At 68.5% G+C, this 21,175-nt stretch carries 19 protein-coding genes; 12 read left to right on the forward strand and 7 right to left on the reverse strand.

Going from position 1 to position 21,175, the window contains the following annotated elements; genetic code table 11:
- Positions 1–126: 126 nt before the first annotated feature.
- Positions 127–1,764 (reverse strand): phytoene desaturase family protein, encoded by a 1,638-nt coding sequence (crtI, locus tag OG716_RS00890; RefSeq protein WP_405135834.1) that lies wholly within the window; start codon positions 1,762–1,764, stop codon positions 127–129.
- A 198-nt stretch (positions 1,765–1,962) separates the two neighbouring features.
- On the reverse strand, positions 1,963–3,099 hold the full coding sequence (locus OG716_RS00895; RefSeq protein ID WP_405135835.1) for a polyprenyl synthetase family protein: 1,137 nt from the start codon (positions 3,097–3,099) through the stop codon (positions 1,963–1,965).
- A gap of 516 nt (positions 3,100–3,615) precedes the next feature.
- Between OG716_RS00895 and OG716_RS00900 the strand changes: the two genes are divergently transcribed.
- Both OG716_RS00900 and OG716_RS00905 read left to right on the forward strand, forming a co-directional pair.
- Entirely contained in the window at positions 3,616–4,614 is a 999-nt protein-coding gene (locus OG716_RS00900; RefSeq protein ID WP_405135836.1) for a methylenetetrahydrofolate reductase, read from the forward strand.
- 111 nt (positions 4,615–4,725) lie between these two features.
- Complete coding sequence (locus tag OG716_RS00905) at positions 4,726–5,550, forward strand: hypothetical protein (protein WP_405135837.1); 825 nt, start codon at positions 4,726–4,728, stop codon at positions 5,548–5,550.
- On the opposite strand, the gene OG716_RS00910 is transcribed toward OG716_RS00905, so the two are convergent.
- The 3 genes from OG716_RS00910 to OG716_RS00920 all read right to left on the reverse strand — a co-directional run bounded on the left by OG716_RS00910 (position 5,551) and on the right by OG716_RS00920 (position 8,323).
- Positions 5,551–6,711 carry a glycosyltransferase family 2 protein gene (locus tag OG716_RS00910; protein ID WP_405135838.1) on the reverse strand — a complete coding sequence of 387 codons (1,161 nt, stop codon included), beginning with the start codon at positions 6,709–6,711 and terminating at the stop codon, positions 5,551–5,553. It abuts the gene before it with no gap.
- The gene (locus OG716_RS00915) at positions 6,708–7,355 is read right to left on the reverse strand and encodes an LppM family (lipo)protein (RefSeq protein WP_405139439.1); all 648 of its coding nucleotides are present in this window, start codon (positions 7,353–7,355) and stop codon (positions 6,708–6,710) included. Before OG716_RS00915 ends, OG716_RS00910 begins: the two co-directional genes overlap by 4 nt.
- 131 nt (positions 7,356–7,486) lie before the next feature.
- On the reverse strand, positions 7,487–8,323 hold the full coding sequence (locus tag OG716_RS00920; RefSeq protein ID WP_405135839.1) for a carotenoid biosynthesis protein: 837 nt from the start codon (positions 8,321–8,323) through the stop codon (positions 7,487–7,489).
- 42 nt (positions 8,324–8,365) lie between these two features.
- On the opposite strand from OG716_RS00920, the gene OG716_RS00925 reads away from it, so the two are divergent.
- The gene (locus OG716_RS00925) at positions 8,366–8,578 is read left to right on the forward strand and encodes a hypothetical protein (protein ID WP_405135840.1); all 213 of its coding nucleotides are present in this window, start codon (positions 8,366–8,368) and stop codon (positions 8,576–8,578) included.
- On the opposite strand, the gene OG716_RS00930 is transcribed toward OG716_RS00925, so the two are convergent.
- Both OG716_RS00930 and OG716_RS00935 read right to left on the reverse strand, forming a co-directional pair.
- Complete coding sequence (locus OG716_RS00930) at positions 8,559–10,127, reverse strand: phytoene desaturase family protein (RefSeq protein ID WP_405135841.1); 1,569 nt, start codon at positions 10,125–10,127, stop codon at positions 8,559–8,561. The two genes, OG716_RS00925 and OG716_RS00930, sit on opposite strands and share 20 nt — an antisense overlap.
- Entirely contained in the window at positions 10,124–10,735 is a 612-nt protein-coding gene (locus OG716_RS00935) for a GNAT family N-acetyltransferase (protein WP_405139441.1), read from the reverse strand. Before OG716_RS00935 ends, OG716_RS00930 begins: the two co-directional genes overlap by 4 nt.
- Positions 10,736–10,922: 187 nt before the next feature.
- Here OG716_RS00935 and OG716_RS00940 point away from each other — a divergent pair, with 187 nt between their 5' ends.
- The 9 genes from OG716_RS00940 (at position 10,923) to mraY (ending at position 21,132) form a co-directional block, all read left to right on the forward strand.
- The gene (locus OG716_RS00940) at positions 10,923–11,363 is read left to right on the forward strand and encodes an SAV_6107 family HEPN domain-containing protein (RefSeq protein WP_327140971.1); all 441 of its coding nucleotides are present in this window, start codon (positions 10,923–10,925) and stop codon (positions 11,361–11,363) included.
- A gap of 125 nt (positions 11,364–11,488) precedes the next feature.
- Positions 11,489–11,914: a DUF3040 domain-containing protein gene (locus OG716_RS00945; RefSeq protein ID WP_405135842.1), complete on the forward strand. Its 426-nt coding sequence runs from the start codon at positions 11,489–11,491 to the stop codon at positions 11,912–11,914.
- Between the two features lie 436 nt (positions 11,915–12,350).
- Positions 12,351–12,782, forward strand: a complete 432-nt coding sequence (gene mraZ / locus OG716_RS00950; RefSeq protein WP_355128804.1) for a division/cell wall cluster transcriptional repressor MraZ — start codon at positions 12,351–12,353, stop codon at positions 12,780–12,782.
- A gap of 205 nt (positions 12,783–12,987) precedes the next feature.
- A complete protein-coding gene (gene rsmH, locus OG716_RS00955) occupies positions 12,988–13,992 on the forward strand; it encodes a 16S rRNA (cytosine(1402)-N(4))-methyltransferase RsmH (RefSeq protein ID WP_405135843.1) in 1,005 nt (334 codons plus the stop codon).
- Positions 13,993–14,116: 124 nt separating this feature from the next.
- Positions 14,117–14,773, forward strand: coding sequence for a hypothetical protein (locus OG716_RS00960; protein ID WP_405135844.1), 657 nt, complete (start codon positions 14,117–14,119; stop codon positions 14,771–14,773).
- Positions 14,774–14,904: 131 nt separating this feature from the next.
- Positions 14,905–16,707, forward strand: a complete 1,803-nt coding sequence (locus OG716_RS00965; protein WP_405139443.1) for a peptidoglycan D,D-transpeptidase FtsI family protein — start codon at positions 14,905–14,907, stop codon at positions 16,705–16,707.
- 167 nt (positions 16,708–16,874) lie between these two features.
- Positions 16,875–18,494: a UDP-N-acetylmuramoyl-L-alanyl-D-glutamate--2,6-diaminopimelate ligase gene (locus OG716_RS00970; RefSeq protein WP_405135845.1), complete on the forward strand. Its 1,620-nt coding sequence runs from the start codon at positions 16,875–16,877 to the stop codon at positions 18,492–18,494.
- Positions 18,491–20,059: a UDP-N-acetylmuramoyl-tripeptide--D-alanyl-D-alanine ligase gene (murF, locus tag OG716_RS00975; RefSeq protein WP_405135846.1), complete on the forward strand. Its 1,569-nt coding sequence runs from the start codon at positions 18,491–18,493 to the stop codon at positions 20,057–20,059. Before OG716_RS00970 ends, murF begins: the two co-directional genes overlap by 4 nt.
- Entirely contained in the window at positions 20,056–21,132 is a 1,077-nt protein-coding gene (mraY, locus tag OG716_RS00980) for a phospho-N-acetylmuramoyl-pentapeptide-transferase (protein ID WP_297610214.1), read from the forward strand. Before murF ends, mraY begins: the two co-directional genes overlap by 4 nt.
- Positions 21,133–21,175: the final 43 nt, after the last annotated feature.

Genomic DNA, 21,175 nt, shown 5'->3' on the forward strand with positions numbered 1-21,175 from the left:
GCCGGGGGAAATGACGGGGAGCGGGTCGATAGTCGTGGTGAATTCCATATCGGGGGTCGGCATCGGTGGTCGTTCCCCCCGGAAAGGTCGGCGGCGCCCGCCGCTAGGTTCAGGACGCCGGTCAGTCTAGTGGTTGTGCGGCAGTGCTACCGCCCCGGCAGGTGAGCTTGCAGCCCGGGCATGTCGCAGATCACCTGTGATGCGTGTCGCGGCCAGTTTCCCGGACAGCAGCACGGTGGGTACGCCTACGCCAGGCACGGTACCCGACCCGGCGAGAACCACATTATCCCGGTCGCGCACCAGGTTCCGGGTGCGGAAGGGGCCGGTCTGCCGGAACAGGTGCGCGGCCGAGAACGGGGTGCCCGCGAGCATGCCCCGGTCCTTCCAGGTCTGCGGCGTGTCCAGGTGGTCGATGCGGAAATGCTCCGAAATGCCCTGGTACCCGCGATCTTCCAGGATTTGCAGGAGTTCGCGCAGGTAGAACGGGCCGAGCCGGTCCCAATCGAGCGGTGCGGCATCGAGGTTGGGGCAGGGGGCCAGCAGTGACAGCGGTTCGTGGCGGACGGTGCCGGTGAGGTGCCCGGCGGCGTCGATGCGCTGTTGCGCGCGGTCGATGTAGAGGCTCGGGTCGGTGAGTGCGGGCCGGGTGAGCAGCAGTGACGGATCGCTCATGAGCTTGCCGTTGCCGTGTGCGCTCCCACCCCGCCACCCCGGCCGCGCCGCGATCTCGGTGAAGGTGCGGTCCCACTCCCGGCCGAAGTCGATGGTGTGGTGGGCCTGCACCGGCCAGGTCGCGGCGATCTCGGCCGGAACCGTGCCGTGTGCGATCACGGCGGAGGGGGAGGCGCGCAGGCCGCGGCGGCGGCGCAGGCCGAAGCGTTCCAGGCTGCCGATATCGGCGGTGACCACTACGGCATCACAGGGCAGGGTGCGGCCGTCGGCGGTGCGCACGCCGGTGGCGCGGCGGCCGGTGTAGTCGATTCCGGTGACCTCGGTGCGCAATTCGAGGGTGCCGCCCGCCGCGGTGAAGGCGCGCGCGAGGGCGTCGGCGATCGCGCGCATGCCGCCGACCGGGTAGTACACGCCCAGGCAGGTGTCCATATACGGAATCGCGCCGTACACCGCGAGCGCTTGATCGGGCGCTGTGCCCGCGAAGAGGGCCTGGAAGCTGAACAGTCGTGCCAGCCGCTCATCGCCCATGAGCGTGCGCACCCGGGGTCCGAGCCGCCCGAAACCGCCCAGTCGCACCAGCTTCAGGAGTGCGGTGCGCTTGTGCGGATAGCGCACCATATCCAGCGGTGAATCGAAGTTGGTGTCCATGAATTGCGCGAACTCGGATTCGTAGATGCCCTGCAACCACCCGCGCAGTCGCCGATACCGTTGTCCCGCAGCGGCATCCCGCACCCGAGTGACCTCGGCCGTCATCTCGGCCGGATCCGAATACACGCCGACGACAGACCCGTCGTCGAACCGTGCCCGATAGGCCGGGGCCATGGCGAGAATCTCCAAACCCACCGATTCCCGAGTGTGCCCGACCGCCCCCAGCGCCTCGTCGATCAATTCCGGCATGGTCAGAATCGTTGCCCCGGAGTCGATCTCGTAATCGTCCCCGCGATACAACCCGACCCGCCCACCCGGATGATCGGCTCGCTCCAGCACCGTCACCCGCCGCCCGGCCCCCACCAGATGCAGCGCCGCCGCCAGCCCGGACAACCCCGCGCCCACAACCACAACCCGATCGGTCTGCCCCGCAACCGTTTTCATGCCACAACAACTTCCTGGTCGGTACAGCGCGCCGTGGTCTTCTCGTCGGGACCGCTTCTCGTCGTCCCGGCATGCTTCCGGCCGGGAGGAACAGTGCGTCTGGGCGAAAATCGTGGCGGGATGGCGAATGACACTGGTCGCGGCGAGATGTCGAGCGGCACTGTCGATCCCGTGCTCAGATCGCATCCCGCCATGTGGTCAGTAAGACCGTGCGGTGGCTGCGAGTGCCATGGCGCGCAGTTGGCGCTTGGCATCCGCGGTGGCCGTGCTGGCATCCAGCGCCGTGAGGGCCTGGTCGGTGAGGCCGGCTATGCGCTGTTCGACCGCGTCCACCGCACCGAGATCGGTGAGGATGCGGCGCAATTCGGTGACCTCGCCGGGGGTGACATCGGTGCCGAGGCTGGTGCGGATCAGTGCGGCGGCGGGCGGATCGGAGAGGTCGGCGCGGCGCAGGGCCTCGGCGATGAGCACGGTGCGCTTGCCTTCGCGCAGATCGTCGCCGGAGGGTTTGCCGGTGACCGCCGGGTCGCCGAATACGCCCAGCAGGTCGTCACGCAGCTGGAAGGCGATGCCGATATCGGTGCCGAATTCGCGGTAGGCGGCAATCAGTTCCGGATCGGCGTCGGCGAGCGCCGCACCCAGGTGCAGTGGGCGCTCGATGGTGTACGCGGCCGTTTTGAAGCGATTGATCTGCAGCGCCGCCTCGACGGATTCGTCGCCGCCGGCCTCGCCGTGGATATCGAGCATCTGCCCGCCGAGCACCTCGGTGCGCATGGCCGCCCACACCGGGCCGAACCGGTGCAGCGCCGCCGGATCGAGCCCGGCATCGCGGGTCATGTCATCGGCCCAGGCCAGCGCCAGATCGCCGATGAGGGTGGCAATGCTCGCCCCGTAGTGCGCGGAGTCGCCCGCCCACCGACCGTCGCGATGGCGGGTCTCGTAATCCACATGCACCGTGGGGAATCCGCGCCGGGTCCGCGAGGAGTCGATGATGTCGTCGTGGATGAGCGCCGCCGCCTGCACCAATTCCAGTGCCGCACAGGCGGTCAGCACCGCATCCGCCTCCGGATCGTCGGCACTGTGCCCCGCGCCGAGCCAGCCGGTCCAGGCGAAGGCGGGCCGGGTGCGCTTACCTCCCCGCAGCACAAAATCCTCGAGCGCCCGCGCGGCGTCGATGACCACCGGCCCCAGCGGCGCGATGTACTCGCGGCGAGTGACGAAGAAATGAGCGAGTCGCTCCTCGACAGCGGCGACGATTGATCCCGCGCCGACCGGGTGGCGCGTCGGGGTACCGGGTCCGGCGGACAGGGGATCCTCCTGAGGTGTGTGCCGCACTCTCGGGCGCGACGCGTTCGCGGGAACAGCCGGCGCCGCGAAACCACGATCAACGCGGGGCCAGGGGGTTCGGCAACGACTCTATCCTGTGCCGCCTCTCCGGAACTTTGGCGGGCGGCAGGCTGCCTGACCGGCCGTGCGCTGTGCCGCCTCTCCGGAATCCGGCGGGCAAGCGGGGTGTCCGACGGGCCGTGCGCTGTGCCGCCTCTCCGGAATCCGGCGGGCAAGCGGGGTGCCCGACGGGCCGTGCGCTGTGCCGCCTCTCCGGAATTTGGCGGGCGGCGAGGTGCCCGACCGGCCGTGCACCCGTGGTGACGTTGGGTGGGGTCTGGGTTTTGGGGGTACCCGGGGAGTTACCCCGAAGGTCGCGAAATCTGTCGTTGCGTTGGGAGACTTGGAATTCGCCGGACTTCCGGGGGCCGCATTTTCCGTGGCGGTGCGGGAAATAGTGGTGCGGCGCGGCGGGTGCGGTCGGGTCCGGGGAGGTGGTGGGGGTTGTGCCCTTAAACTGGGGGCGTGAGTTTCGACAATGTACGGGGATATTCGACCCCTGGCCGAGTTTCCCGCACACCGCAAGGGTCCGGAACTCGCTCCATAGTCCAGCAGCTCGGGCCGCGTCCGGATGGGTCGGTGCCGTTCTCGGTGGAGTTCAATCCGCCGCGGGATGCGGCGGCCGAGGCGCGGTTGTGGCGGGCGGCCCGGGAGTTCGAGCGGCTGCATCCGGCGTTCGTGTCCATGACCTACGGTGCGGGCGGGTCCACCCGTGATCGCACGGTGCGGGTGACCGGTCAGCTGGCGCAGGAGACCACGCTGCTGACGGTGGCGCATCTGACCGCCGTGGATCACAGCATTGCCGAATTGCGTTCGATCGTGGGCGCGTACGCGGATGCGGGTATTCGCAATCTGCTGGTGCTGCGCGGTGATCCGCCGGGCGATCCGCTCGGTGAGTGGATCCAGCATCCCGAGGGTGTCGAGTACGCCGAGGAGCTGGTGCGCATGGTGCGCGATCTCGGCGACTTCCACGTGGGTGTGGCCTCGTTCCCGCAGGGCCATCCGCGCTCCACCGATCTGGATCAGGACACCGCGCATCTGGTGGCGAAACTGCGTGCGGGCGCGGAGTATTCGATCACCCAGATGTTCTTCGATCCGGAGCACTACCTCCGGCTGCGCGACCGGGTGGCCGCGATCGATCCGGTCGCCGGCGCCAAGCCGATCATTCCGGAGCTCATGCCCATCACCTCACTGCGCACGGTGGAGCGCGCCGTCGAACTCTCGGGCCGCGAACTGCCCGAATCGGTACTGCGGCGCTTGCGCCTGGCGGCCGGTGACGGTCCGGAGGAGAACCGCGCCGCCGTGCGCGCCGCCGGTATCGAGATCGCCACCGAGATGGCCCAGCGCCTCATCGACGAGGGCGCACCCTGCCTGCACTTCATCACCCTGAACTTCGCCAAGACCACCAGCGAAGTGCTGGCGAACCTCGGCTACACCGTCTCCGCGGCTCCGGCGAACGCCTGATCCGCAGTCGGGCGCGCCTGGGGCCCACTTCGGCTTGCCGGGTCAAATGTCTGGAATGCACTGGTCAGCGGAGTAACGTGCGACCTCGACCGCGATGTTGAGGAGACGCTCATGCCCATGTTGCACAACCTCGTACGCATCGCAGGCGCGGTCGGCGCCTGCGCGGTGCTGGCTGCGACAGGTCCGGCGCACGCCGCGCCCGATCTCCCCGGCAATCCTCCGGCAGCCGCGACCGCCGACGGGAGTGCTCCGGCGGACGGGATCAATATCGCGCTGGCGAAGGGCGCCGCGGCCGCCATGGCCAATGGGCTCGACCCGCACGCCACGGCCGCTCTCGTCTCCGCCATCGCCCGTGCCGGACAGGCCGCCGCACCCTCGGACTGGTTCGCCGCCTACAGCCAAACCCTGGACGGGCTACAGCAATTGGGCGTCGAGCCCTTCATGTACCCGACCGCGGCGCCGTTCTGCGTGGGCGGCACCACCCTCGGACTCGCCCCCGCCATTGCGGGCGCCATCCCCGGCCCGTGGCCTAAGCTCGCGTTTTCCATTCCGGGACTGGATCTTTCGGCCGTCAAGGCGGGCCAGACCATGTTCGCCTTCGTCCCGTACGGCCTGAACCAGGACGGCACGGACACCTCGGGTATGCAGGTGGCTTGGCTCAATCTCACCACGGGTCACGGCGGGTTCACGCCCATGGGCTCGCTGTCGGATGTGCTCGATGCCATGATCCCGCCGCAGGTTCCGGGCGAGCTCCGGCCCATGGTGGCGCAGGCGGTGCACGACATCTTCGCCGGCTCGCTGCCGACCGGCGGTGTGCGCGCGGTCCCGGTGAACACCGGTTCCGGTACCGTGCTGGCCGCTGTATTCGGGGTGGTCAACAATGGCAACCGGTCCTGCTTCTTCTTCCCGACCGTCGGTGTCACACCCGTGCCTTGATCAGCGAGTGTTGTTGAGGGCCCGATCTTTCCAGGACAGGGTGCCGCGGCGGTGGGCCAGATGTGACTTCGCTGACAATCGCAGATAGGCGGCTATGGCGACCGGATGTGCCAGGGCTGCAAGGGCATCCGTGGGAGTGAGGCTGCCGCCGCTCTCCGTCGAACGGGCCAGCAGGCGGCCGGTGACGGCGGCGGCGTATCCCAGTAGTCCCAGTCGGCGCGTCCGTCCCCGTCCCGTCAGCGCGGCGAGGGGCGGCACCCAGTAGCCCAGTGCCAGTAAGGCCGCGACGGCGACACTGCCCGCGGGGCCGCCGTAAGCGGTCCACAGCCACCGGCTGTAGCCCTGTTCGAGTTCCTTTGCGTCCCGGTACATCCGGGTCTCGGCGAGCTGCCCGCCGGCGACCAGGACGGTGCGTCGCCCGGACCGCCGCAGGGCGCGGGCGATGGCCAGATCCTCGGTGATCCGGTCCGCCACCACCGCGTGCCCGCCGAGCGCGCCGTAGTCGGCGGCATCGAAGACCAGGAACTGCCCGCAGGCCACCGCCGTCGACGGCCGCAGACTCCGATTGCCGAGGATCAGCGGCAAGGTACCGGCCCAGGACCAGCACAGCAGCGGCTGCACCAGGCGCTCGGTCGCGGTCCGGGCCCGCTGTCGTGGCCACGCGCACAGCGAACTCGCCTGTGCCCGCCGCAATTCGGCGACCGCAGCGGCCACCGCCCCCGGGGCCAGCCGCACATCCGCGTCGAGGAAAACGAGGGCACCGGGCGCCTGGACGGTCGCGAGTTCGGCCAGGAGCGCACAGGCGGCATTTTTGCCGGTCCAGCCAGGGGCGGGTGCTATCTCATTGCGCTGCACCGTGAATCGCTCGTCAACGCCGACAGCCGCGAGCGCCGCACTGGAGGTGTCATCGGTGGAATCGTCATCGAGGATGAGCACCCGCAGCTGCGGAATACCCTGCTGCGCACGAAGATCCGCGATCAGTCCGGGCAGTCGATCGGCCTCGTTGCGGGCGGGAACGCAGACGGTGACCGCTTCGGTCACCGTCGTACTCCCACCGCGCAACTGCCGCAGCGTGATTCGATTCAGCAGTGCGGTCACCGCACCCAGTCCGGCGATCGCGGTTCCGGCCCGGACCGCGAATTCCCCTGGGCGCAGGATCACACGTGGGTATTGCGGCTGTTGCGAATCCAGCGCGCCGCGCGCACGTACGCCGGCGGATCGGGATTGCGGGTCATGTACGCGAGCACGGCCACCACGGCCGCCACCGCGAGGGTGAGACCACCGACGATCCCGGCCCAGCCCGCGAAGGATCGCGTATTCGGGTCCGCATAGCCGACTTCGGCGTGCAGCGAGGTGACATCACCGGCGGGCAGCTTCCAGCTCACCTCGGAATCGCTCTCGCGCGTGCCGTTGGTGGTGGCGATGCGCGCCGGGAAGGCGACGGTCAACTGCACATCGGAGCCCTGCGGCGGCAGACTCTTCAGATCCACCCGGCCGGTGAGAGTGACAAGATCGCCGACCCGGTTGAACTGCAGGTTGAACATGCCCTGGGTCTGGTCCGAGAGCCCGCCGAGCTGCTGCACCTCACCGAAGGTGAGATCGTCGAAATAGACCTGGCTGCCGACGTATCCGTCCTGCGAATACGGGTCCACCCGCACCTTGGAGGCGAGCGCGTCGGGGGCCTTGAGCTGCGGGCCCTTGTCCTTGTCGTTCTGCGGGACGGCGGCGGCCACAATGCGGCCGGACACCCGGTCGTTGGAGGAGACGCCCATCGATACCTGCACACGCAGGCATCCGGTCAGCATGACGGCCAGGGCCGCGAAGATCAGGACTGCCGATACGCGCACCCACCGACGCGATCGCCGGACCGGCGACGGCGGCGGTGCCGCGGACTCGAGCGTGTCGTCTGCTGTGGGGGTGATCGGACTCGGCACGGTCACATCGTGCCATGGCCCAGGGGCCGCAGTGTGATTCGACGGGCCCGGAGCCCCCGAACCAGCGGAAATCCCACCACTCCGAGCCCCGCGAACCCGTACGCCGCCGACACCGGCAACCCCAGGAACACCGCGTGCGCCAATGTCGAACCGAGCCAGGTCCACAGGAATACCGCCACCGGCACCACCCGCGCCGCACCGCTGTCCGGCGCCGTCCGATCCCACAGCTCCAGCAGTCCCGCCATCACCAGCGCCACCGCGAACCATCCCAGATAATTCGTATACGGAATCTGCCCGAGCCCCGGCAATCCCGGCAGCCCCGAACTCCACCGCCACTGCCCATCCGCCACCATCTGCGGATCCAGAAACAAATCCCACCCCACAACCCCCAGCGCGGTCAGCGAAACCCGAACCCCCGCACGCGAACCCAACGACCGCACCGCCACCCACACCGGATACACCCCACCGGTCCACGCCAGCGGCACCACCAGCGGCACCCCCGCCACCGCAGTCCCCAGCCGCCCATCGGCGTACTCGTAGCTCCCGAACGGCACCCCGGTCGTGGTCCCCACGATCTCAGCGACCAGCCCGATCCCGGAAACGATCACCACCAGCCCAGCCGCCCACCGCACCCCACGCGTCAACCCCGCATGCACCAGCGCCGCAGTGGCGGACAACAGCACGACTGCCACGGTCACCCGATCCCGCGCCACCCCCTGCGTCAGCGGATAAGCAATCTGCACCAGCACCAACAACACCGCGGGTGCTGCGCTGATAATCAACGCCCGCTGTGCACCCCGCTTGCGTGTGCCCAGCACCGGATTCACGGTCTCGGTCATTCCGACTTCGCCGTTCCGGCATGCAGCCGACGGGAATCGGCGATGGATCCAGGCCACCGGCACGCCGGTATGACGCGGGTCATTGCCGCCGATTCGACGGGGGTCGTCCCCGCTCGGACGATGAATGCCATTGCTGCCGAGGTCGATCCCGGCGTCGCCGGGGTTTTCGGCGCGGGGCGAGTGGCGGGTTTCCACGCCGGCGCGGTGGGTCGTTTCGCGAGTGCTGGATCGATGCTCATCGGCGAGGGAATTTGAAGCGGGGGCGGCGGAGGTCGCGGTGGACGAGGTGGGCGACGCTGCGGCCGCTGGCTCCGGAGACGCCGCCGCCGGGGTGGGTGGAGGCGCCGGTGAGGTAGAGGCCGGGGGCGCCGGGGACGCGGTGGTTCGAGAGTTCGGGGAGGGGACGCCAGAGGAACATCTGGTCGAGGGACATTTCTATGTGCATGACATTGCCGCCGAGCAGGCCCATTTCGCGTTCCAGATCGGCGGGGGTCTGGACGAAGCGGTCGCGGACGGTGCCGGCGAAACCCGGTGCGTGCGCGTCGACTTCGGCGATGATGCGATCGCCCTCATGTTCGGCGCGCTCGGTCCAGGAGCTGCCGTCGGCGAGCCGGTACGGATGCCATTGCGCCCACAGCGAAAGCTGGTGTTCGCCGGGCGGGGCGATGCTGGGGTCCAGGGCGGTGAAACTCATGGCCAGCACCACGGGGCGCGGCGGGAGGTCACCGGCGAGCGCGGCGCCGTGCGCGCGGCGCAGCCGAGCGCGATCGGTGACGAGAAGTTGCAGGCCCGTGGCAGATTCGGAGACCTTCGCACCGGGATACTCCGGCAGCGCGGTGGTGGCCGCGCGCACCACCATGCCGATGCCGGGCCCGACCCGGATGCGCCGCCGCCAATCCTCCAGGGTGTCCGCGTCGAATCCGCCCTGCGCGAGCAGATCCAGCGTGGTGAGAATGTGCGAGCCCGCGATCACGGTGTCCGCGTACAGTTCTCGCCCACTCGCGGTGCCGACCCGCCAGCCCTTACCGGACCGGGTCAGCGAGGTGGCGGCATCGCCCGGACTCACCACACCACCGTCCGCCCGCAGCCGCGCCACCAGCGCCGAGGCCAGCGCGCCGCTGCCGCCGACGGCCCGGCCGGGCGGCAGCGTATGCATGAGCGCCGCGAACCCGACCATGGGCGCGGATCCCGGCTCGGACATGGGCGGCCCGGACTGCGCGCCCCACCAGGCCAGCGCCGCCTTCAGCCGCTCACTGTCGAAGTAGCTGTCCAGCAGCGCATCTCCGCTCTGCAGGAACTCCCGCGACAGCACGCTCCCGCCGCCCTGCGCGTCGAGCCCCCAGAACGACCGCAGCAGCCGCCCGGGTGTCGGCGTACCGGCGAACGACCGCATGACGCGCGCGGTCCGCGGCCCCCACACCTGCACGAACTTCCGATACGCGGCAGCATCACGGGCCCCGCAGGCCGCGGCGATGGACTCGCAGGTACGTTCCACATCACGGTGGAACACGATCGGCGGCACGTCGGTCCCGGGCGGCGCGGGCGCGAAAGCCCAGGGATCACAATCGATATACCGCAGCCCGAAGCGCTCCAGTTCGAGCTCCTCGATGATCCCGGTGTGCCGGATCATGATGTGCGCCGAGGACCCGCGATCCACCTGATGCCCGGGAAACCGCTCCACCGTCGACACCGCGCCGCCGAGCACGGTATCGCGTTCCAGCACCTCGACCGCATGCCCTTCCCGCGCCAGATAACAGGCCGCGACCAGCGCATTGTGACCGGATCCGATGATCACCACCGTCACAGCGGCAGCCGCCGCCCCAGCACCGCGAACTTGCGGGTGTCACCGGAGAAGATGAAATGCCGCACCACATCACCGAATCCCTGCCGGCGGTAGAGCCGCCAGGCGCGATTGGACTCGGCATCGACCTCCGGCGTGGACAGCAGCACACTGCGCTCCGGCCGGTTCTGCAGCAGCCGGGTGAGCAGGATCTCGCCGATGCCGCGCCCCTGTGCGGCGGGATGCACATGCAGTTCGGTCAATTCGAAGTAATCGGAGAGCAGTTCGCGCGCAGCGTGTTCCGGCCAGCCGGTGCGCCGCATACCGCTGTACACCTGCTGATGCCACCACTGGTGCGGTGCACCGTGATACCCGTAGGCGATGGCGACGATGGGCGCGGTGCGCAGGTCGAGCCGCCCGTCCTCGTCGGGTAGGACCGCGGCCACGGACTGCCAGCCGGGCCGGGTGGTGTGCTCGGCCCACATGGGTGCGCGCTGATGTTCGGTGCCGCGCGGGTAGTCCATGGCCGCGACGTACACCGCGAGGGCGTCGTGCAGCCGGGCGCGCATGGTCGCCGCGGAGAGATCGACGACAACGGGCGCGGGCGTGGTGTTGGGGGTGACGGCGGTCATCGGGCAGGCGCAGCTCTCGTTAGCGCGGGCGGTGGGTCCGACGATAGCGCCGATCCCGTCCCGCGTTGCTTTCACGGTCGAGCGTCGGAACTTGTCGGTGGCTGTCTTTATATTCAACTCAATTGAAACCTTCGAATGCCTGTTCGATCTTCATGGTGGTCCGGGTATGCGAGTGGGGAGGTACCCGATGTCCGGTAGCAACCAACGTCCGGCCCATCCGGGGCGTGCCGGTGAACTCCTGCGGCGCGCCGACGGTCTGCTCATGCAGGCGGCGGGGGAGCAGGACCCGCCCGAACGGTTCCGCACGGCCTATCTGGCCGCCTTGCGCGGAGCCGGTGCCGTGCTGGCTCTGACCGGCGCGGACCGTGCGCCACGTGCGCGTTCCCGCAATGCCTGGGTGCTCATGCAGGCCGCCGCCCCCGAATTCGTGATGTGGGCGGACTACTTCACCGGCCAGTCCGAAACCCGGGCCGCGCTGGAGGCCGGTCTGCCCCGGCCGATCGATGATCAACGCGCCGACGAGTTCTCTTCGCGGGTAGGCGCATTCCTGCATGACGTCGAAGATCTGCTGGCCGCAGCGTCACGATTGCGTCCCGGTACGGGGTGGGTTGACGGAATGCTGGCCTGAGTATCGGCGAGTAGGTGGTAGCTCTCTGATCGAACTCGTATTATTAATGGCAGACAGCCGCCAACGTCGGCTATCTGTCGCTTACCCGGAGGCGACCGCCACCACCTAGTGCCGGGGGAGGTACCGTGCCACTCTCCGAGCACGAGCAGCGCATGCTCGAACAAATCGAGAGCGCGCTCTACGCTGAGGACCCCAAGTTCGCCTCGACGGTTCGGGGCGGACGCCTGCGTTCCGCCACCGGCCGGCGCAGATTACAGTCGGCGGCTTTGTTCGTCCTCGGTCTGTTTCTGCTCGTGGCAGGCATCGCCGCGCCCATAAAGCTGGGCGACTTCCCGATCATCAGCTTGATCGGATTCATTGTCATGTTCGGCGCAGGTGTGCTGTTGCTGTCCGGTGGCCGTGGGATGACCTCCCAGGGTGGCCGTGGTAGTGAAGGCAGTCCTGCGGCGGGCGCCAACCCCGGCGGCGGCCGGGGTCGACAGAAGAAGTCGGGCGGGTTCTCATCTCGTATGGAGGACCGGTTCCGCCGCCGGTTCGAGCAGGACAACTGATCGGTCTGCTCCGCTCCGGCGGGCAGCTGAATCGGCTAACTGAAACAAGCGCGACACGCCGTGGCGCCACACCGATTTGAGGTGTGGCGTCACGGCGTTTCTCGTGGAAGTTCTGCGGCGTGTCCATGCCCCGCCAGCCCTCCCCACCCTCACCCACCGCGGTCCACCATATGCGCCCACTTTCGCCGGAAATGGGCGCTATCTGCGTGTTTGCTAACTGTTGTCGGGTGCCCTCCGCCGCGAGCCGTGCGTGTCGGGGGAACTGGGGCGAAAGTTCCCCACCACGGTGATAGCTGGTGTGACCTGCGAAGTTCGCCAAGCGGGGACTGAGATCACCGCCGCTTTCGATTGAAAGTGGGGGAAAGTGGGGTAATGTGGAGCGCGCACTACAGGAGACCGAACAGTCGAAGGGTGATTCGGTAGGAGGTGTCGCGGCTTGTTCCTCGGTACCTATACCCCTCGACTGGACGACAAAGGGCGACTCACGTTGCCTGCGAAGTTCCGGGACGAGCTGGCGGGAGGGTTGATGGTCACGAAGGGTCAAGACCACAGCCTTGCCGTATATCCGAAGGACGAGTTCACCGCGCTTGCGCGGCGGGCTGCGGCCGCGTCTCGAAGCAATCCGCAGGCTCGCGCATTCGTCCGTGCCCTGGCTGCCTCCTCGGACGAGCAGCGTCCGGACGCACAGGGCCGCATCGTGTTGTCGGCTGAGCATCGTCGCTACGCAAGCCTTTCCAAGGACTGTGTGGTGATCGGCTCGGTCGACTTCCTCGAAATATGGGACAAGGCGGCGTGGGATTCCTACCTCGCCGAGCATGAGGAGGATTACTCGCAGGCTGGAGATGAGTCGCTGGGCGAGATCTTCTAAGCGCCCACAGCGAGGCGAGTGCCCTGCGGCCTCTGCCCGACGCGGACCCTGACGTACTTCCCCAACGCCAGGTGCCGTGCTTCGGTCAGAGACCACGGGGCATTGGCCACCCACTGATCAGTGCAGATACAACCGTTCAGTGCAGAGTTCACTGTCAGTGCAGAGTCCGATCGCAAGCGACCCGTCAGTGGCCGTGCGACGAAATGTGAGGTCCGGGAGGTCGAAGGTGCACCCAGGCAGTGACGGTCCCCGCCATGTCCCGGTTCTCCTCGATCGCGCAGACGAAATCCTCGGTCCCGCAATGGATACCGTCGATGGAGCCGTCTACCTCGACTGCACACTCGGACTCGGTGGCCATGCCGAACACTTCTTGCGTACCTATCCGAATATTCGCCTGATCGGGTTGGATCGCGATACCGAGGCCCTCGAGCTGGCGGGGGAGCGACTACGCCCCTACGAAAACCGGATCACGCTGGTACACACCACGTATGACGGCATCGCCGCCGCGCTCGAGCAGGCCGGTCTGCCGCCTCGCGGCAGCGTGCAGGCGATTCTGATGGATCTCGGTGTCTCCTCCATGCAGCTGGACGAGGCCGAACGCGGTTTCGCCTACTCCATCGACGCCCCGCTCGATATGCGGATGGACTCCAGCACCGGCCCCACGGCCGCCGATGTGCTCAATACCTATGGGCACGGCGATCTGGCCCGGGTGCTGAAGGTCTACGGCGAGGAACGCTTCGCGGGCAAGATCGCCTCGGAAGTGTTGCGCCGCAGGCAGAAAACCCCCTTCGTCACCAGCGCGCAGCTGGTGGAGCTGCTCTACGACGCCATCCCGGCCGCGGCCCGCCGTACCGGTGGACATCCGGCCAAGCGCACCTTCCAGGCGCTGCGGGTGGAGGTGAACCGGGAGCTCGAATCCCTCGAGGCGGCGGTGCCGGCCGCGCTGGACGCGCTGGCGCCCGGTGGCCGGATCGTGTTCATGAGCTATCAATCTCTCGAGGACCGGGTGGTCAAGTCGGAGTTGGCGAAGCGTGCCGCTTCGAAGACCCCGCTGGACCTGCCCGTGGAATTGCCCGGCATGGGACCGGAATTCAAGATCCTGACCCGCGGTGCGGAGAAGGCGACCGAGCAGGAGATCGAAGACAATCCGCGGGCCACTCCGGTGCGCATGCGGGCAGCCGAACGGATCGTTGGGGAGGAGCAGGCGTGAGCGGTCAAGCCCGGAGGCGGCAGCGGAGCGTAACCACGGAGGGCTCCGCTCACGCCCGCATATATACAGCGAGGTTTCGGGCTCGGAGGTCACACGTGCGCCCGGCGTGCGAAGGGGCGGCCCTATGACGACGATCAGGGCGCAGGCGACGGGCCGGGGGGCTCGTCGGGCGCAGGCGGCGGAGCAGGTGAAATCGGGTGCGGCGCAACGGGCTTACGCGCGCCGTCGCAGTCGCGAGCGCACCGAGCTGCCGCAATTGCTGCGGCGCACCGGCGAATCCGTGCCGCGCGGCCGGATGTCGTTCGTGGCCACCATTATCGCGCTGCTGGGCTGCGGTCTGGCGGTGACGCTGCTGCTGACCACCCGTTCCACCGAGGACAGCTATCAGCTGGGTGATGCCCGGCGCGTCAATCAGCAGCTCTCGGATGAGCGGGCGGCGCTGCAGCGTGAGGTGGAGTCGGCCGATTCGGCGCCCGACCTGGCCGCGCGCGCAGCGGAATTGGGCATGATCCCCGCGAAGGATCCGGCCCGCCTGCTGGTCGCCCCGGACGGTTCGGTGACGGTGGTCGGCAATCCGATTCCCGCACAGGGCTCCCCGGCCCCGCCGTTGAACACCACTCCGGCGGTGCCGTTGGCGCAGCCGCCGAAACTGGTGCAGGCGCAGGGCGAGCGGCTGGTCCCGGTGACCACGACGCCCAACCCGCCGTCCGCCCCGCCCACGACAGCGCAGGCGCCGCAGTCCCCCGCTCTGCAGGCCGCGCCGAACGGAACGCCTCGATGAGTTTTTCCCGCGCGGTGCGCGGCGGTCGTGATTCCGGCCGGGGGCGGGTGGCTGCCGGCCGGAGCCGAACCGGCTCCGGCCGTGCCGGTTCCGGGCCGGGCCGCACGTCCAGACCGCGTGCCGCTGCGGGAATGGACGCCTCGACGCGCTTCCGATTCGGGGTGGGCCGGTTCGTCATGCTGCTCGCGCTGCTGGTGGCCGCCGCCCAATTGCTGTGGATTCAGACCTGGTCCGCGCCGAACCTGTCGGCAGAGGCGGCCAGTCAGCGCACGGTGAAGCTGCCCGATCCCGCGACCCGCGGTCCGATCACCGACCGTTACGGCAAATCGCTGGCTTTCACCATTGCCGCGAAGGCGCTCACCTTTCAGCCGGTGAAGGTGCGCAAGGAGCTGGCCGACGCGAAGACCAAGAATCCCTCGGCTCCCGATCCGGATGATCGATTGCAGGCCATTGCCAAATACATTCACCAGAAGCTGGGCAATGACGCGCTGGAGAAGGATCTGCTGACCAAGCTGCGCAGCGATGATCCCTTCGCCTATCTGGTGCGCAATGTCGACCCGCAGGTGGCGGCCGATATCAGCCTGCAGTACCCCGAGGTCGGGACCGAGCGGCAGGATATGCGCGAGTACCCGGGTGGTTCGCTTGCGGCCAATATCATCGGCGCGACGGGGTGGGACGGGCACGGGCAGATCGGCCTGGAGTCGGCGATGGATGCGAGTCTGGCCGGCTCCGACGGTTCCATGACCTATGACCGCGGTTCCGACGGCGCCGTCATTCCGGGCAGCTGGCGTGACCAGGTACCGGCGGTGAACGGTTACGGCGTTGAGCTGACCCTGGATTCGGACCTGCAGTATTACGTGCAGCAGCAGGTGGAGCAGGCCAAGGAGATGTCCGGGGCGCAGGCCGCGTCGGCCGTCGTACTGGACGCTCACACCGGCCAGGTGCTGGCCATGGCGAACGATTCGACCTTCAATCCCGCACTGGGCCCGCAGTATTGGTCGCAGTCCGATCTGGGCAACCCGTCGGTGCAATCAGTGTACGAGCCGGGCTCGGTCAATAAGATCGTGACCGCCGCTGCCGCCATCGAATACGGTCTCACCACTCCCGATGAGGTGCACCAGGTTCCGGGCAGTATCAGCCTGGGCGGTGTCACCGTGAGCGATGCCTGGGTGCACGGTGTGGCGCCTTACACCACCACCGGCATCTTCGGTAAATCCTCGAACGTCGGCACGCTGATGCTGGCACAGCGGGTCGGCGAGGACCGCTGGTACGACATGGTCAAGAAGTTCGGGGTCGGTCAGCGTACCGGTGTGGGCTTGCCCGGCGAGAGCGCGGGCGTCTTGCCGGCGCGTGATCAATGGTCCGGCTCCACCTTCGCGAATCTGCCCATCGGCCAGGGCCTTTCGATGACAACGCTGCAGATGACCTCGATGTACCAGGCCATCGCCAATGACGGCGTGCGCATTCCGCCGCGCATCGTGAAGGCGAGGATCGCTCCGGACGGCACCCGCATCGAAGAGGATCAGCCCGACAGCGTCAAGGTGGTCAGCCCGCAGACGGCGCGGACACTGCGCCAGATGTTCCAGGCCATCGTGCAGAAGGATCCACAGGGCGGCAACCAGACCGGCACCGGAACCCAGGCCGCCATCGAGGGTTATCAGGTGGCGGGCAAGACCGGTACCGCGCAGCAGATCGACCAGAAGTGCCACTGCTATTCGAACGACCGCTACTGGATCACCTTCGCCGGTATGGCGCCCGCGGACAACCCGCGCTATGTGATCGGCATGATGCTGGACGCACCCGTGCGCAGCTCCGACGGCAGCGGCGGCGGATCGGCTGCGCCGCTGTTCCACAGCATTGCGTCCTGGGCGCTGCAGCGTGATCGGGTGCCGCCGTCACCACCGGCCAAACCACTGATTCTGCAGGCGAGTTAGAGCAGGTAGACGATGGCGGTGACGCAGACCGCTCCCGGCGCGCGCACGGGCGGGTGACCGAACTGCGCCGTGCCGATCGCGCGGCTTTCGAACACAGGTAACCTGACTCGTCGATCCGAGTCCCATCGTCGGATTTCAGCTATGACCACATCCCGGAGAGGAGCTTCGTGCCCGCGCAGTCCAGCCCGCAGGTACTTCGGCCCGCCGCACCGCCGGTGACCACCCTGCGCACGGTGGCGGAGTTGACGGGCGCGCGCTCGGCCGGTTCGGCCGGAATGCTCACCGGCGCCGAGTCACAGATACAGCTGACCGGAATCGAGCAGCGCTCGAATGCGGTGCTGCCGGGTGATCTGTTCGCCGGTCTGGCCGGCACGCATGCGCACGGCGCCCGGTTCGCCCGGGCCGCGGTGGAGCGCGGCGCGGTCGCGATCTTCACCGATCCGGCGGGCGCGGAGCTCATCGGCGCGATCGAGGTCCCGGTGCTCGTGCACGATGCGCCGCGTTCGGTGCTCGGCGAATTGTCTTCGGCGCTCTACGGTGATCCCTCGCGCACGCTGCGCATCATCGGCATCACCGGCACCTCGGGCAAGACCACCACCGCGTATCTGGTGGAGGCGGGTCTGGCGGCCGCCGGTTTCCGCACCGCGCTGCTCGGCACCATCGAGACCCGCATCGGCGGCGTCCGGGTGCCGTCGGCGCTGACCACCCCCGAGGCCCCGCAGCTGCACGCCATGTTCGCCGTCATGGTGGAGCAGGGTGTGCAGGCGGTGGTCATGGAGGTCTCCAGCCATGCGCTCGCGCTGGGCCGGGTGGACGGGGTGCGTTTCGCGGTCGGTGCGTTCACCAATCTTTCGCAGGACCACCTGGATTTCCACACCGATTTCGAGGACTACTACGCGGCCAAGCGCCGCCTGTTCGTTCCGGACGACTCGGCCGTGGTGCCCGCCGCCAAGGCGGTGATCTGCATCGATGACGAGTGGGGCACCCGGCTGGCCGGAGACGTGTCCGTCGCGGCCATGGCGAACGGGCAGCCGGAGATCGTGACCGTGACCACCCGCCCCGGCGTCGGCGCGGACTGGGTCGCCGGTGCGGCCACCCGGGGTGCGGCCTCGCAGCAGTTCGAGGCGACCGGTCCCGGTGTGAATCTGGATGTGCGCCTGCGACTTCCGGGCGCGTACAACATCGCCAACGGCCTGCTCGCACTCGCGGTGTGCGCGGCGGCAGGCGCCGATGTGGCCGGTGCCGCAGCGGCTTTGGGCGAGGTGGATGTGCCCGGGCGCATGCAGCGGGTGGAGCGCGGACAGGATTTCCTGGCCGTGGTCGACTACGCGCACAAGCCCGCGGCCATCGAATCGGTGGTGGCGACCTTGCGTGCGCTGCTCGCCGAGCAGGACAGGGGCCGACTGGCGGTGGTGGTCGGCGCCGGCGGCGATCGCGATGCCGGCAAGCGCCCGCTCATGGGTGCGGCCGGGGCGCGCGGCGCCGATCTGCTGATCATTACCGACGACAATCCACGCAGTGAGGATCCGGCGGCCATCCGCGCCGCCGTCCGCGCCGGGGCCGATGAGGTTCCGGCGGGTGAACGCGGACAGGTCCGGGAGGTCGGGGACCGGGCCGACGCCATCGCCGCCGCCGTCGACTGGGCGAACCCCGGCGACGTGGTGCTGATCGCGGGCAAGGGACATGAGACAGGGCAGGAGATTTCGGGAGTGAAGTATCCGTTCGACGACCGCGAGGTGCTCGCGGCGGCCTTGTCGCGAAGGACGAGGGACCTGACGCATTCATGATCGAGATGACTTTGCGGGAGATCGCGGAGATCGTGGGCGGAACGCTGCACGATATCCCCGACCCCGACGTATCGGTCACCGGAGCGGCCGAATTCGATTCGCGCCGAATCTCTTCCGGTGATCTGTTCCTGGCACTGCCGGGAGAGCACACCGACGGCCACGATTTCGCGGCCCGGGCGGTGACCGCGGGTGCGGTCGCCGTACTGGCCGCGCGACCGGTGGGCGTTCCGGCCGTTGTGGTCGCGCCGCAGCCGCATGCCAGCCGTGCCATCGCGCTGGCGCACGACACCGACGGTTCCGGCGCCGCGGTCCTCGAGGCCCTGGCCAAGCTGGCCCGCGCGAGCGTGGACCGGCTGGCGGCCGCCGGCAATCTGACCGTGGTCGGTGTGACCGGCTCCTCCGGTAAGACCTCCACCAAGGATCTGCTGGCGGCGGTGCTGGCCCCGCTGGGCGAGGTCGTGGCGCCCCCCGGCTCCTTCAACAACGAACTCGGCCATCCCTGGACGGCCCTGCGCGCCGACGCGAACACCCGCTTCCTGGTCCTCGAGCTCTCCGCTCGCGGACCGGGACATATCAAGGCGCTCACCGAGATCGCCCCGCCGAATGTCGGCGTGGTGCTCAATATCGGCACCGCGCACCTCGGCGAATTCGGCAGCCAGGAAGTCATCGCCCAGACCAAAGGCGAACTCGTGGAAGCGCTTCCGGCCTCCGGCCTGGCGGTGCTGAACCTCGACGACCGCCTGGTCGCCGCGATGGCCGGGCGCACGCGGGCCCGGGTGGTGACCGTCGGCGCGAATTCGAATGCCGATGTGCGCGCCACCGACGTCACCATGGACGAGCAGGCGCGGGCGCGATTCACGTTGCACCACAATGGCGAAAGCGTTCCGGTGCGGCTCGCGGTGCACGGTGAGCACCAGGTCGGCAATGCCCTTTCCGCCGCCGCGGTGGCGCTGAATCACGGCGCCGATCTGGCGACCGTGGCCCATGCGCTCGAAGGCGCGAACGCCGCCTCGGTCCGCCGCATGGATGTGCGCACCCGGCCCGACGGCGTGACCGTCATCAACGACTCCTACAACGCCAATCCGGATTCGGTGCGCGCGGCCCTCAAGGCGCTCGTCACCATGGCCCGCTCGGCCGGCGCCGACGGGCAGGGCCGCGAGGTCGGCCGCCGCCGCAGCTGGGCCGTGCTCGGCGAAATGGGCGAACTGGGCGATGAATCGGTGATCGAACACGACCGCATCGGCCGGCTCGTGGTGCGGTTGGACGTGGACCGGCTCATAGTGGTCGGCACCGGGCGGCCCTCGCACGGCATGCATCAGGGAGCGGTGATGGAAGGTTCATGGGGTGCGGAGTCGATACTGGTTCCCGATCTCGAGACCGCCATCGAGATTCTCGATGCCGAACTCGAATCGGGTGATGTGGTGCTGGTGAAGGCCTCGAAGTCGGTGGGGCTCTGGACCGTTGCCGAGCACCTGCTCGCCGCCGCTGCGGAGCAGCCTTCGGTGACCGCTGCGGAGCAGCCTTCGGTGACCACTGCGGAGAAACAGCAGGAGGCCGCGCAATGACTCAGATTCTGCTGTCGGCGGCCATTGCGCTCGCCGTCTCCATCCTGCTGACGCCCGCGGTGATCAGCTGGTTCGCCAAACAGGGCTTCGGCCAGGAGATCCGGGTCGACGGCCCGGAGAGCCACAAGGCCAAGCGCGGCACCCCCACCATGGGCGGCGTCGCCATCATCATCGGCATGTGGGCCGGTTACCTGGGCTCGCACCTGATCTCGATGAGCTACGGCGAGCCCGGACCGTCCGCGTCCGGTCTGCTGGTCATGGGCCTGGCCACCGCGCTCGGCGCGGTCGGCTTCCTGGACGACATGATCAAGCTGCGCAAGCAGCGCAACCTCGGCCTCACCGCCGCGGGCAAGTACATCGGGCAGCTGGCCTCGGCGATCATCTTCGGTGTGCTGGCGCTGCAGTTCAAGGGCGCCAACGGTTTGACGCCCGCCAGCCGGCACCTGTCCTACACCCGCGACATCACCACGGTGTCCATGGGCGTGGTGATCTTCCTGGCGTTCGTCTCGCTGATCGTGGTGGCCTGGTCCAATGCGGTGAACCTGACCGACGGCCTGGACGGTCTCGCGGCCGGTTCCATCAGCCTGGTGCTGGGCGCGTATATGATCATCACCTTCTGGCAGTGGCGCAATGCCTGCTCCACGCATCCGGAGGCGGGCTGCTACAACGTGCGTGATCCACTGGACCTGGCGCTCGTATGCGCCGCCGGTGGCGCCGCCTGCATCGGCTTCCTGTGGTGGAATGCCGCGCCCGCCAAGATCTTCATGGGCGATACCGGTTCGCTGGCGCTGGGCGGTCTGCTCGCGGGTCTGTCCATCACCACCCGCACCGAACTGCTGATGATCGTCATCGGCGCGCTGTTCGTTGCCGAGGCGGCCTCGGTGATCCTGCAGGTGGCGGTGTTCCGCACCACGCGGAACCGATTGTTCAAGATGGCGCCGTTCCATCACCACTTCGAATTGAGCGGGTGGGCGGAAACGACGGTGATCATACGGTTCTGGTTGCTGGCCGGTATGGCGTCGGCGATCGGTCTGGGCCTGTTCTACAGCGATTACCTCTCTGCGGTCGGGTGAACTGATGGTCGAACATTCTCCGAGGGTCCTGCGCTCGCCGGGC

Origin of the sequence: Nocardia sp. NBC_01388, assembly GCF_045040085.1 — a bacterium.
Taxonomy (GTDB): domain Bacteria; phylum Actinomycetota; class Actinomycetes; order Mycobacteriales; family Mycobacteriaceae; genus Nocardia.